Origin of the sequence: Microcystis sp. M049S2, assembly GCF_020245625.1 — a bacterium.
GTDB classification, from domain to species: domain Bacteria; phylum Cyanobacteriota; class Cyanobacteriia; order Cyanobacteriales; family Microcystaceae; genus Microcystis; species Microcystis ichthyoblabe_A.
Genome location: NZ_JADBUN010000036.1, coordinates 1 through 13,327, shown reverse-complemented (window position 1 = coordinate 13,327; position 13,327 = coordinate 1). Strand labels below are relative to the sequence as shown.

Here is a 13,327-nt window from a genome sequence, read left to right as displayed (position 1 = left end):
TCCTTAAATGTATCTGGATACACGCCACACAAGCGTTTGAACTCTGTTGGCTTTAAAGTTTTTACTTGTTCGTAAGTCATCTTTCAATCTTAACTCTTGGACTATTTTATCCTATTTTGTCTAGACTTATGCAAGAGATCTTATGAAGATTTGCAGGGTAAGATATTGTGCTTCGCTCAGATTAGCTTGTAAATAAGCCTGATAGAATGATGGTAACATTTTAAATTTTTGAGTGGTTGCCATAACCACTCTATTTCTTTGGGGGACATTTGGCTAGAGTCTTTATCCTGCCTACTTTTAAACCTCTTTGTCACCCCTTGAGGGAATTTTCCTAGCGGCTTGCGAACCTCGGTCTGATGGGTTATATCATTTTTCAAAAGTGATGACAGACTTAGTTGATTATTCCAAAGCGCAATTCCGCTCTCGGACAGGAATTGCGCTTTTAGATGTTAGTCACGACTATTGAAAATTGGTATTAGCTTTGGGATACTAAACTAAAAAAAAGCTCGTGTTGAACACGAGCTAAATTAACTAACTTCAAGGACTAACTAACCACCGACCTTAACTACTGGTTTAAAACTGGGAACAACCAGTTCACTATCCTGTTTAGTCAGCTTATTGTATAACCGTTCCGTATTGGGAAAATTAGCGGCCGGTAGAGTTGGGAAACGACGATAGGGAACCGTATCTTCACCAAATAATTGTAGGTATTCCATGCTATTAACCATGGCACCGATAAAAGCCTTTAATCCCTGAGTTGCCAGAATTTGGTTATATTTCTGGATTTCTTTTTGATTCAAGGGAGCGCGGCCCAAGAAGTGCTTGGTTCCCAATTCAATTACTTTCGTATTCGGATAGGGAGCATAGAATTCTTTCAGGTAAAGATCCGAACCACCTAAACCCTCAATAAACTCTTTCACCGTGATCTCAGCATTGCTTAATTTACTCTCTAAAGCGGTAAATTCGGCATTGATGATATAGGGTTCGAGATCCCGTTCAAAAATCTGACGATAGGCAGCGCGAACAGTATTTTGTACGGCAACTTTATCGAGATTAGTTAACAGTTTAAAGACCTTAGTTTGTTCCCGTTGAACCGTGACACCTTGACCGACACGAGATTGAATATCCGGTTCAGTACGAATCGAGACCGAAGGTGTACCCAATTCAATAAAGCGCGGGGTTTCCTCTTTATCAACTCTTTGGCCGATATCTTCGCGGAGATTGCCCAAACGCACCATCCGTAACTGCATCCCTTGGGGAGTTAGATAGCGCTCGTAGGGAACCGTATCTTCGCCAAAAGCTTCCGTATATTCAGGACTATCGATAAGGGCATCGATTAAAGCATAGAAGCCTTTTTTCGAGCAGATATCGAAGTATTGATTCATTTCCTGACGACCGTAGGTGGGACGACCGAGCAGACGACGGTGAATATATTCGATCGCTTTCACCACATAGAGAGGAGTCCAGTAGATTTTCCGGAAAGTCTCGGATTTAGCTAGGGTTTTGATAAACTCGCGCAGAGTAATATCGCCATTTTCCAACTTAATCTCGGCCACGGATAAACGCTGACCTTCGTAGGGCATTCGACCGAAAACCTGACGATAAGCCGCTAAAATCACTCTTTGGGTGGAACTTTCGCCAAATTTAACGCTCACCCCATTACTAGAACCGGGTAACTCGTTATTGAGACGGAAAACTTTCGGTCCCAAAGTACCGGGGAATTCACCTCGGGCGCCGGGGTTGCTATTTTGGTTATTAGTGGCAGGTCCGCGGTGGATGAGGATACGTTTGGTATCTTTACCGAAGGGAGCGGGACTAGAACTAGGTTCGCGGGTTTCTTTCGGGAAAATTGCCCCAAATTGGATTTCTAAGGGGTCATTTCCAGAACCGTAAACGTGCTGATCCGGTAAAGGGCGATCATATTTAGCAAAGGTGGTGATAAATTGGGGAACTTTGCGGAAAGGTGCGCTGTAGTTAAACAGGTCGATCTGCATCCCCCAGTTACGACATTCCTGCGCTTCTGCACCCAAACCCCGGAGATAGGGAACGGTTTCTTCGCCGAAATAGTCAGAATACTCCTGAGAATCCACTAAAGCATCGATTAAGGCCGCTAAACCGCCGCTAGAGACGATCGAGAAGTATTTCTGCACTTCTTCCCGGGAGGAAGGACCGCGACCGAGGAAATGACGGAAAGCCAATTCTAGGGCGCGACTATTGATAAAAGGTTCAAAGAACTGTTTACGATAGAGAGGCGATTTACCGAGACGACGGACGAATTCTTTCATTGAGATGTCGCCGTTTTTCACCTTCGATTCTAGGTCAGAAATGGACTGACTATAGGCGCGGGTGATGTCCCGTTCAAAAATTTGTCTGTAGGCGGCCTTGATAATCGAAGATTTTTCCGACTCCGATAAACCGGTTTTCATGACAAACTTTTGTCGTTTTTCGGCACCATTGTAGTAGCTTTGGGGAAGACTTAAACCCTGTTGGTCACTACTGGGACGCTGACGCAGTTTATTAGAGGGGGTGGGGGCTTTTAATTCCCCTAGTAGGATATTGAAATAGTCACTGATTAAAGTGACCGCATCCTTGTCTCTTTGGAAATACTCGATCGAAGCAGCCCGCATTTCCTGTAGGGCCACGATGGTGGCATCAATAGAACAGGCATTTTCGAGAACTTCCCTTAAACCGCGGGTATTAACGATCAGGATACTGGTATCACCAGCCACGATCGCATAGGTAATGTAACGCAAGAACCAGGATAAATCCCGGAGGGACTTCTGCATATTGCTCGGACCGTAACGAGAGACGTTAATCGGTCGGAATCCGGGGGGAATCGGGCCGCTAGAGGCGAAAATCCCTTTTAAGCCACCGAGAAGGCCACCACCGCCACCGGAGCCGCTTTCCGCGTAGGTAACGGTTCCTAATTTCATCCCTTCCTGGACGTTGATAACTTTACCCGCACCCACCAGGGCCAATTCTTCCACGGGGGGTTTTTCTAGGTAGGCCATGGGTGAACCACCGGTAAAAATCCGGTTAGCTGCCCGTGAGACGATCAGATCGGAGTTCCGGGTGAGCGTTTGGGCAATATCTAAACGCTTGCTCCCCGATTGGAAGTAGGCGATCAGTTCACTGAGTTCGGGTTTATCGAGAAAGCGGTCTTGTTGTTCTGCTTGGGTAATGGCAGATACTGGGACGGTTTGATAGAGTTGGGGACGCGCTAAGGAGCTGCCACCGCTTGCCTTAAGACTCATTGGATTTTAACTATCTCCCTTGACGATGTGCTGAGTTCTCCAATCGTGGAGGCGATCGGTCTTAAAACCAGATGTTTAAACATTTAATCAGCATCTAGATTAAAACTTTTTGCGCTTCCTGAGATAGTTTATTAAGAATTATATAGATTTTTTTCGCTCAAGTGGCCGATTGGTCTATTCTGACACCCCACCTGTATGGGAGGCTAACCAGTCTAAATAGGTCTGTGAACCCGCAACAACAGGTAAAGCGATGATTTCTGGGACGGCATAGGTATGAAGTTCCTGTATCTTCGCCGATAACTGCTCAAACTGCTTTAAATCGGTTTTAATCGCTAATTGCCATTCGCGCTCGTTTTCAATCTGTCCCTGCCAACGATAAATGGAACGAATCGGGTAAATACTGACACAAGCGGCCAGGTGATCGTTCAGTAAGGCGATCGCTAGGTGTTCCGCTTCCGTTTCGCTGGCCGTTGTCACCAGCACCACTCCAAAACCGGTTAATTTTTCAGTCATAAGTAGTCGTGCAAAATAAATTTCCTAGTGAAGATAGGCAAAAGGCAATAGGCAATAGGCAATAGGCAAAAGGCAATAGGCAATAGGCAATAGGCAATAGGCAATAGGCAAGAGGCAAAAGGGGGGATAAATAATCAGTCTTTAATAACTGGATTTAGTATGATAACTGATAACTGATAACTGATAACTGATAACTGAATTTAGGCGATCGCTTTTTCTAAAGCGGCCAGATCGGGAATACAGAGAGATTCCTGCTGTCGTTGAATCAGTCCTTTTTTCTCCAATTTGGTCAAGGATCGGGTCACGGTTTCCCGGGCCAGTCCACTAATACTACTCAATTCCCGGTGAGGTAAATTAGAAATTATCGCACCCTGACCGCTTTTTTCTCCTTGACCTTCGGCCAAAAAGAGTAAAGTATCGGCCACTCTGGAAAGACTATCAGCCTCGCGCAAACGTAAACGTCGGTTAAGCTGACGCAAACGCTTGGCCATTAACTGAGAAAGACGAATTCCCGCTAAAGGCTCCGATTTGAGCAGATTAACAAAATCTTGGGCGGGAATACTGCTAATTGTGGCCGTGGTTAAGGTGATAGCATCAGTGGAACGGGGAGATTCTTCTAAAGCGGCCATTTCTCCGAGTATTTCCCCTTTACCGACGATATTTAAGGTGACTTCTTTGCCATCCGTATTGTAAGTACGAATTTTCACCCAACCATCCAGAATAAAGTAAACCGAACCACCCCAATCATTTTCTAATAGAATTGCCCGATTAGCAGGATGAGTGCGGGTGACAGCATGAGAAGTAACTTGATCGATGGTTTCAGGGGGTAAACCGACCAATAAGGTGGCTGTATCCAGTAATTTTTGAATTTCTGCTGATTTTTCCGCAGGATAGCGTTTTTCTGCCATGGTTTAATATTTAAATTTTGTTCGTTTTAAGTGGGTGATTCTACAATAGACAGTTGTAGGTATTTTTATTTATCTAGTGACCGATAAACAGGATTTTTCCTCCCTACTGATCGAGATCGATCTGATTCTTGCCAAGGTGATTTCATCTCTAGTTAACCCGCAAGAAGTTACTTCCGAGACAATTATCGCCACTCGTCAACATTTAGAATCGGCCAAAGCGCTTCTTTTTCCTTTATTATCCCCCGCTCGAACCCCTGAAGTTGCCCGTTGGTCCCTGGGAATGGAGGTACAACCACCAGGGGTGAAAATCGTTTTTTTTCGGGAAAGCCGGGGACTGATCGATTTTTATCCTCTTTCTTGGAGTCTGGCAACGGGAACAAGCGATCTCTTACCCTGCCATCAGGTGGAAGAATATCTAATTAACTGGCTATCTAATCGGGATTTTAGCACCGATTCTTGGCTCTGGGAAGCCTTAGAGCGATTAGAAGCTATCATTATTACCGATGACGGGGAAACCCCCACGGATGACCTAAAAAAAGCCCTTCTCAGAGCGCAACTAATACCCTCCGATCGCCTCTCTAGTCTGGAAACAGCGATCGCTACTGCTCTGGCCTATATTCCCACTAGCGACCAACCTCAACCCCAAACCCTACTTGTTATCGAAGGTAAACGAGAGACTACCACTTTAGCGCTGCTGGAAGTCCCACCGCAAACTTGCTCTTTATCCCGTCAAGCGATCGCTCTGAGCCATTTTAACTACGGGGAAAACACCTATGAACAGGCCATACTCTCTCAGTTAATTTATCCTCTCTGGCGTTCTTTTTTGCCGCTTTCTCCCTCCGATCTCACCGATACTAATCCCTTAAAAAAATCTTTACTGGCAGCCGCTAGATTAACCAAATTAATCCTGCAAGAAGAAAGCGAATTTACCTCCTCTCTAGCCGGTCATACTTGGACGGTCAGTCGTAGGGATTTAAATAAGAAGGTGATTGCACCATATCTAGATAATTTAAGACAGAAAGTTAATGATTTGTTAGAAAAACAGCAAAAAAGTCTTGAAGATATCGATCAAATAATTTTTAGCGGTAATTTTTTCTTGACTATTTGGCCCCATTTCTTAACAGAAATTCAGCAAGAATTTGCTGGCTGCCATCTAGAAGCCCCCAGTCAGGAAACCTTCTCACCAGCAATCATGGGTTTGGGTCGTCTCTGTTTATTTTCGGCTCTTAGAGGTCAGAAGGTCAATAATGCTTAAAAAATCAGCATCGCCGCAACAATTTACGGGGATATTTTTTTATCTTTTAGAAAACATGGGAATATCTTTTTTATCACTAAAATAAACTGTCTGTATCCAAATTCGCTCGCTTCTTCAATATTAATAATCCCTTCCTCTAAAGTTTTACTATGAGTCATACATCCGGGTAAATCGGGAATTAGTGCCGTGTATCCTCCTTCTTCTTCGGGATAAATTGAAATCGGATATATAAGAGATAAAAAGTATTCTAATATTGGTTGTTCCATCGATAGATCTAAATAGGTTTGACTAAATCGCCAACTTGAGCATTATCAAAAGGTTTTAATTCATCGGATTCTACCACTTCAGATTTATAACTCCTCAATGCAAAAGGAGAATTTTCTATTCTTTTTCTATAAGTTTTTTTCTGATCGGTTTCAATTATAGATATTTTATCTTGAACAAAAATAATTCTTCCCGTACCTCTTACTAATTCGAGAAACCCTAAAGATTCGCCAGTATGCGGATCTAATATTTCTTCGTCATCGATACGATAAACCATCATTCTTTGACCTTCTCGAATTCCGTTCTGTTCACCTCTATTCATTACTAATTTATAGTCGTCAATAACCTTAACGACCGTGGCAGGAAAAGTTCCTTTGGGGGATAAAAGGGGAGTTTCTGTGACGTTTTCCATATTTTCCTTTAGGGTGAGCTAAAATTTCGGGTATTACCCGGTTTGACTGTTACCTTATCGATGATTTTTTGCTCTTTATTAACTAACCGTTTTAAAATATCTTGACGACCTGGTACTTGCCGATCAATAACCGCCTGTATTTTGCGATCAGTCTGAATATGTTTAATATAACCATCAGCGATTAGTGCTTCGATATTGTCTTCATTAGTATAGTAAAAAGAGATTGTGATACCCTGAGAAAATAATTCAGAAGGTTCTAAAAGGCATAGGACATCATTATTTTCTTCAAAAACTACCAAAATTTTCGGAATGATACTTCGCTTTAGCTTTTCATATTCTTCTAGTGCCGTTTGTAACGCCTTACATAGAGTAGCTATAGCTAATATAGCTATCGTGATTATAACAAAAAGAACCACTAGAGGAATAGGTGTCTGCCCAGCAAATGCCCACGCAATTAAACTAGCGACAAAACCCAGGAATCCCAGCACCAATGACTGAATTCCTAAAAAACTAGACCAGATTAACCCCCAAAAGTTATTTTTCATCTTTTTTGAAAACCCAAGAGACTGGTGATTAGCCAATCTCTTGAGTCTTATCTATCTATTCTACTCGATTCCTTCGATGCGGTCCTCCACTTCTTGATAAAGTTCCTGTAAGCGGTCTAAATTCTCTTGAGAAGTTTCCCAGTAACCGCGACCATTAACTTCTAGCAGGGTTCCCACCATCTTGCGGAAAGAATTAGGATTGAGATTCATCAGACGCTGACACATTTCCTCATCTTGAATAAAAGTGGTGTTCACATCTTCATAAACCCAATTATCCACCGCGTCAGCAGTTGCCGACCATCCCATGGTATTAACCAAACGCTTCGATAATTCTCGGACTCCTTCGTAACCGTGACTTAACATTCCCTCGTACCATTTGGGATTGAGTAACTTGGTGCGGGTATCCAAGCGCACGGTTTCCGATAAAGTACGCACCTGAGCATTAGCGGTGGTAGTATCGGCAATATAGGCCGCCGGTTTTTTGCCATCATCGCGTAAACTAGCCACAACTTTTGTCGGGTCCGAGTCGAAATAGTGGGAAACATCGGTTAAACTAATCTCGCTAGAATCCAAGTTTTGGAAAGTTGCCTCCGCAGTTTTTAAAGATGCTTCAAACAACTGACGATTATCGGCCATCATCCCGGGATTATCAGAGTCGAAAGCAAAACCCTTGCGGTTGAGATACATATTCTGTAACTCTTTTTCATCTTCCCAACTGCTATTTTCCACCGCGAGATTGATATTAGAAGAATAGGAACCAGAAGCATTAGAAAAGATGCGGGTGGCTGCCTGTCGAACCGTTAAACCCATTTCTTTTGCTTGTGACCTAGCGTGTTTGCGGACAAAATTCATCTCCATCGGTTCATTTGCTTCCGCGGCCATTTTTACGCCTTGGTCAAGCAAATTCATCTGATTGATAAATAAATCCCGGAAAACACCAGAACAGTTGACCACCACATCAATGCGCGGTCTTCCTAACTCCTCTAGGGGAATCAATTCCAATTTATTCACCCGTCCCAAAGCATCGGGAAGAGGACGAACCCCCACCATCCAGAGAATTTGTGCTAGGGATTCCCCATAAGTTTTGATATTATCCGTTCCCCAAAGAACACAAGCGATGGTTTCGGGATATTTACCACCATTATCCAGTTTTTGCCGTTCTAACAGACGATCCACCACGATTTTAGCCGATTTTACCGCCGCTAGGGTCGGGATAGACTGGGGGTCTAAAGCGTGGATATTTTTACCCGTTGGTAAAACTCCGGGGTTACGGATGGGGTCGCCACCAGGACCGGGAAGAACGTATTCCCCTTCTAATGCTTTTAATAGCGCCCCTAATTCATTATCAGCACAGACCTGTTCTAAACAGAATTCTAGGTATTCAAACAGGGGTTTTAACGCGACCGGATCAACTTGTGGATAACCCATCGACCGTAAAGTTTCGATCCAAGGCGATTTCTTGCCTATATTCAAGAAATTCAGCTTAGAAAGCATTGATACCCGACCTGACCCGTCGGTTTGGGACTCGACTAAAGTTGCGACGGCAGCGCGAGTCGCTAGGGTGATGTTTTGCAGTAATTCCACATCCTCCAGCACACCTCGATCGCTATTGCGATAAACTTCCTCTAGATCCCGGCCGATGCTGTTGGCAATAATCCGGGGTAAGGAAAGTAAATCGTCTTCTTCCCGGTCTAAACTGGCAATATTGACCAAAGTTGCCACCGCTTCCAGCGCCGAGGGGGGTTTCCCAATAACGTGCAGTCCGCAGGGAAGCAAGCGCGATTCAATTTCCATCAGTTTGCGATAGACCGAACCGACAATATTATCCCGTTCCTCTTGACTGAGATGGGCAGTGTCACCATCAGGTAAACTTATATCTTTGTCGAGATTGACTAATAAACATTTATCGACAATGGTATTGACAATTTGCACCCCACGCCCACTATCTTTCAGGGTTTGGTAGGAACCGATCAACTCGCTTAGTTCTTTTAACCCTTTGTAGAGTCCGGCATTTTCTGCGGGGGGAGTAAGATAGGAAATAGTTTCCGCATAACTGCGACGTTTAGCGATCGTCGCTTCGCTGGGGTTATTAGCGGCATAATAGTAGAGGTTGGGAATCATCCCGATGAGGTTATCGGGGTAGCATTCCCCAGACATTCCCATCTGTTTCCCCGGCATAAATTCTAGGGAACCGTGGGTGCCAAAATGGAGAACCGCATCTGCTTTCCAGACTTGATTGAGATAGGTATAGTAGGCTGCAAAACCGTGGTGGGGACTAGCAGAACGAGAAAAGAGCAGACGCATGGGGTCCCCTTCATAACCGAAGGTGGGTTGAACCCCGATAAAGACATTACCGAACTCTTTCCCGTAGATTAATAGATTTTGTCCATCACTGTTGAGGTGTCCAGGTGGTGGTCCCCAATTTTCCTCTAAACGGACGGAATAGGGGGTTAAACGCTCGTATTCAGGTACAGACATCCGATAGGCGATATTTAGCTCCGGACTATGGTACTGTGCTTGAGCATCATGGATTACCGCTTCCATCAGTTCTTTGGGAGATGCGGGTAAGTCCTGCAAGTCATAACCATTATTTTGTAACGCTTGCATCACCTCGTAGATAGAACCGAACACATCTAGATAGGCTGCGGTTCCCACATTCCCTTTATCGGGGGGGAAACTAAAGACGGTGATGGCGACTTTTTTATTGAGTTTCGGTTTCTTTCTTAGGTTAGCCCATTTTAGCGCCCGTTGAGCGATCGCTTCTACCCGGTCCTGTAAAGCGATCGCTTTACCCGTCGCCCCATCCCGGCCCGATAATATAATAGGTTCGATCGCACCGTCTAATTCCGGAATAGCAATCTGTAGCGCCACTTGAATCGGGTGTAACCCCAAATCGCTTTCTTCCCATTCCTGAGTAGTTTGGAAAACTAGCGGTAACGCGCACATATAGGGACGATTGAGACGTTTTAAGGATTCTATCGCTGACCGATGATCTTGTCGCGCTGGACCTCCCACTAAAGCAAATCCCGTCAGCGAAATTACCGTATCAACGATAGCAACCGCTTCCACTCCTTTTAAGCTTTTATCCCAGAAGTATTCTTCTACCGGTTTAGAAAAATCTAATCCCCCAGCAAAAACAGGAAGGACTCGCGCACCCATAGACTCAAATTCCTGCACGAGAGCGACATAATGAGCGTCATCACCAGTAACGAGGTGAGTTCTCTGTAAAATTAAGCCAACACAGGGAGCCAAGGGGTCTTTGAGGTCATCGGCAATATCACTGCGGTTATTGTACCAAGCGAAGTATTCCTTGACATCCTCGAACATTTTCATCGATAAAGGATGCCAGATACCCATATCCGGATAAACTACCGGTTCTTTGTAAACTACACTGTCATCCTTGTTATCAAAGACGTACTTATCAGCCAACATTAACAGGAAATTCTCTAAATTTTCTGCGGAACCTCCCAGCCAATACTGGAAACTTAACATAAAGTTGCGTGCGTCCTGAGCTTTTTCCATGGGGAGATATTTCAGGACTTGCGGTAAAGTTCGCAATAACTTTAACATCGCATCTTGGAAACCAGCGCCAGAGTTTTCCCTGCGCTTTTTCATGAAGTTAGCGATGACACTCTTAGACTGTCCCAATTGTGCCATGGAAAAGCTGCCTAACTTATTTAAGCGCATTACCTGGGGCATGGAGGGAAAGACAATCGCCGCGTCTAATTGATCCCGATGGGGACTGACAGCGGCCACCACTTTATCAGCTAAATCCTCGATAAAGATGAGAGAAGCAATGAAAATATTAGCTTTGGCTACATCCTCTTGAAAATTGCGATAATTTTCCCCATCGCGCAGTTCTTCGATTAAATAACCACTAATTTCGATCGCTAGTTTCGGGTTGTTAGCGTTGATTTCCCTGACCGCACTACTCAGCGCACTTTGGTACTGAGGTTCTAGCACGACATAGACCACCTTGACCAGCGATCGACCATTCAACGCGTCAGGAACTATATGACGAATGGTGGACTTGACGTGAGTGAACATATATGATGGTTCTCCTTATGATTGCTGAGTCTGGTATGAAGTGATTTTCGTCATCAGATGACGATCGCCCTTTGTTTAAGGTATTTAGATATATGTTTCTGTTTTGTATCAGAAAATGTAACCCAAGTGAGTATTTACTCTGGGTTTTGACACAATTCGATAAATATCTTGCCATATTTTGTAACAGATGGTAAAGAGCTTTCTGAGTAACTGCTCAGGCTTTTCTTTACAAAAATTAATATTTAATCTATTGACTTTTTTAATAAAAAGTGGTAGGAAATGGCAGCTCGGACGAGATGTCGCTGTTATAGTCGTTTCCAATAAGTTTGAGACAAGCGTTGCCGATTCAAAGAATGAGTTGATTGCTAAAAGCTCTGAAAACTGGTTGAGAATTTTGCCAAATCATACCGCTACTCAGCAACGCCAGATTTTGATCGAATGCTTCAGAAATGATTAACTATCTCTGACACTAAATTCCCAGCCTTCGGGCATTTTCGTACCTTCCAGGTTAGCACCGCTCAGGTCAGCACCGCTCAGGTCAGCACCGCTCAGGTCAGCACCGCTCAGGTTAGCACGCCTCAGGATAGCACCGCTCAGGTCAGCATCCATCAGGTTAGCACCGCTCAGGTTAGCATCCATCAGGCGAGCACCGCTCAGGTTAGCACCGCTCAGGTTAGCACCGCTCAGGTCAGCATCCCTCAGGTTAGCACGCCTCAGGTCAGCATGCCTCAGGTCAGCATTGCTCAGGTCAGCATCCATCAGGTTTTTATCACGGCGCATCGCCTTCATTAGATCGGATGGATCAGCCATAGTCTTCTCCTTAATTTAGGGTATATGAAAGGATTAATTCAACGAGCAGACAGTCATAGACAAGGTTCTCTGCTGATTAATGATCTCTGACAATAAATTCCCAGCCTTCGGGCATTTTCGTACCTTTCAGGTTAGCACCGCTCAGGTTAGCATCGCTCAGGAAAGCACGGCTCAGGTCAGCACCGCTCAGGTTAGCATCGCTCAGGTCAGCATCGCTCAGGTGAGCACGGCTCAGGTCAGCACGGCTCAGGTTAGCACGGCTCAGGTCAGCACCGACCAGGATGGCATCGACCAGGTTAGCACCGCTCAGGTTAGCACCGCTCAGGTCAGCAGGGCCCAGGTCAGCACCGCTCAGGTCAGCACCGCTCAGCATAGCACCGCTCAGGCGAGCACGGCTCAGGTCAGCACCGCTCAGGTTAGCACCGCTCAGGTCAGCACCGCTCAGGCGAGCACCGCTCAGGTTAGCACCGCTCAGGTCAGCACCGCTCAGGTCTTTATCACCCCGCATCACCTTCCTTACATCCAATCGATTAGCCATAGTCTTCTCCTTAATTTAGGGTATATGAAAGGATTAATTCAACGAGCAGACAGTCATAGACAAGGTTCTCTGCTGATTGCTACGTCTTTTGTAATGTAATGTACTACAACAATCTATAAAAATCAATGATGGGAAAAGTCAGAAGCCCATTAGAAGTAATGCAATGAGACAGATGTTTAGGAATCAGGAAAATGACGAGAATGGCATCCGTCAAATCTTCAAACAAGCGTAGATCGAGTGACGGATTTTATCAACCAGCGACCGCGAAAATCCTTTGACTATCGCACGTCTTAAGTACCTAGACTTAGGAGTTAAGCGTACTATTAAAAACGGATTTAGTATAACTAGGTTAGAGGTTTACTCAAAATTGTGTCAATGACTGATACTAAATCCAGTTATTAAAAACTGATTATGTATTCCCCCTTTTGCATGAGTAGAAAAGGTGTTTCTCCGAGAAACCCCTTTTCTGTCTCGGAATTGATCATTGCTAATTCAATTCCATCGTCTCGGAGTCTCCCCAAAACGAAACCCTGATAACTCACCATTAAGATAATTGCTATATGTAGGTAGGCGTTAAAAATTATCAGATGCCCCCCTTATTAAGGCTATCCCTTATAGGGATCTTTCTTAACAATTTTTGCAGTAAGCACTCCAACCCTTATCCTGACTTGATTTCAGTTTTTTCTTTGTCAGTAAGGGTGTCAACAAGGAATATTACAGATTGTTAACCGAGTCTTGAAAGCCATGTGCGACAAAGGTTTGAAATGTTAAGAAAGATGTG

10 protein-coding genes are annotated in these 13,327 nt (G+C 44.4%); 1 reads left to right on the top strand and 9 read right to left on the bottom strand.

Annotated features, from left to right (window positions below):
* Nucleotides 1-548: 548 nt before the first annotated feature.
* The 3 genes from IM496_RS03175 to IM496_RS03165 form a co-directional block, all read right to left on the bottom strand.
* Nucleotides 549-3,254, bottom strand: coding sequence for a phycobilisome rod-core linker polypeptide (locus IM496_RS03175; protein ID WP_194016035.1), 2,706 nt, complete (start codon nt 3,252-3,254; stop codon nt 549-551).
* Between the two features lie 174 nt (nt 3,255-3,428).
* Entirely contained in the window at nt 3,429-3,767 is a 339-nt protein-coding gene (gene cutA, locus IM496_RS03170; RefSeq protein WP_194016037.1) for a divalent-cation tolerance protein CutA, read from the bottom strand.
* Between the two features lie 200 nt (nt 3,768-3,967).
* Nucleotides 3,968-4,675, bottom strand: coding sequence for a Crp/Fnr family transcriptional regulator (locus IM496_RS03165; protein WP_194016039.1), 708 nt, complete (start codon nt 4,673-4,675; stop codon nt 3,968-3,970).
* Nucleotides 4,676-4,742: 67 nt separating this feature from the next.
* Between IM496_RS03165 and IM496_RS03160 the strand changes: the two genes are divergently transcribed.
* Nucleotides 4,743-5,930, top strand: coding sequence for a hypothetical protein (locus tag IM496_RS03160; protein ID WP_322743694.1), 1,188 nt, complete (start codon nt 4,743-4,745; stop codon nt 5,928-5,930).
* Between the two features lie 23 nt (nt 5,931-5,953).
* Here IM496_RS03160 and IM496_RS03155 read toward each other — a convergent pair whose 3' ends face one another.
* From IM496_RS03155 to IM496_RS03130, 6 genes are all read right to left on the bottom strand, one after another.
* Nucleotides 5,954-6,196 carry a type II toxin-antitoxin system HicB family antitoxin gene (locus tag IM496_RS03155; RefSeq protein WP_287661210.1) on the bottom strand — a complete coding sequence of 81 codons (243 nt, stop codon included), beginning with the start codon at nt 6,194-6,196 and terminating at the stop codon, nt 5,954-5,956.
* An 8-nt stretch (nt 6,197-6,204) separates the two neighbouring features.
* Nucleotides 6,205-6,606, bottom strand: coding sequence for a hypothetical protein (locus IM496_RS03150; protein ID WP_287661209.1), 402 nt, complete (start codon nt 6,604-6,606; stop codon nt 6,205-6,207).
* An 8-nt stretch (nt 6,607-6,614) separates the two neighbouring features.
* A complete protein-coding gene (locus tag IM496_RS03145; protein WP_238142047.1) occupies nt 6,615-7,151 on the bottom strand; it encodes a hypothetical protein in 537 nt (178 codons plus the stop codon).
* A 60-nt stretch (nt 7,152-7,211) separates the two neighbouring features.
* Nucleotides 7,212-11,198 (bottom strand): magnesium chelatase subunit H, encoded by a 3,987-nt coding sequence (locus tag IM496_RS03140; RefSeq protein ID WP_287661207.1) that lies wholly within the window; start codon nt 11,196-11,198, stop codon nt 7,212-7,214.
* A gap of 453 nt (nt 11,199-11,651) precedes the next feature.
* On the bottom strand, nt 11,652-12,008 hold the full coding sequence (locus IM496_RS03135; RefSeq protein ID WP_353737625.1) for a pentapeptide repeat-containing protein: 357 nt from the start codon (nt 12,006-12,008) through the stop codon (nt 11,652-11,654).
* Between the two features lie 76 nt (nt 12,009-12,084).
* Nucleotides 12,085-12,534: a pentapeptide repeat-containing protein gene (locus tag IM496_RS03130; RefSeq protein WP_353737624.1), complete on the bottom strand. Its 450-nt coding sequence runs from the start codon at nt 12,532-12,534 to the stop codon at nt 12,085-12,087.
* Between the last annotated feature and the right edge of the window lie 793 nt (nt 12,535-13,327).

Excerpts from the sequence above, each read along its gene's own strand:
- IM496_RS03175 (WP_194016035.1), bottom strand. The coding sequence starts at position 3,254 with ATGAGTCTTAAGGCAAGCGGTGGCAGCTCCTTAGCGCGTCCCCAACTC.
- cutA (WP_194016037.1), bottom strand. The coding sequence starts at position 3,767 with ATGACTGAAAAATTAACCGGTTTTGGAGTGGTGCTGGTGACAACGGCC.
- IM496_RS03165 (WP_194016039.1), bottom strand. The coding sequence starts at position 4,675 with ATGGCAGAAAAACGCTATCCTGCGGAAAAATCAGCAGAAATTCAAAAA.
- IM496_RS03155 (WP_287661210.1), bottom strand. The coding sequence starts at position 6,196 with ATGGAACAACCAATATTAGAATACTTTTTATCTCTTATATATCCGATT.
- IM496_RS03150 (WP_287661209.1), bottom strand. The coding sequence starts at position 6,606 with ATGGAAAACGTCACAGAAACTCCCCTTTTATCCCCCAAAGGAACTTTT.
- IM496_RS03145 (WP_238142047.1), bottom strand. The coding sequence starts at position 7,151 with ATGAAAAATAACTTTTGGGGGTTAATCTGGTCTAGTTTTTTAGGAATT.
- IM496_RS03140 (WP_287661207.1), bottom strand. The coding sequence starts at position 11,198 with ATGTTCACTCACGTCAAGTCCACCATTCGTCATATAGTTCCTGACGCG.
- IM496_RS03135 (WP_353737625.1), bottom strand. The coding sequence starts at position 12,008 with ATGGCTGATCCATCCGATCTAATGAAGGCGATGCGCCGTGATAAAAAC.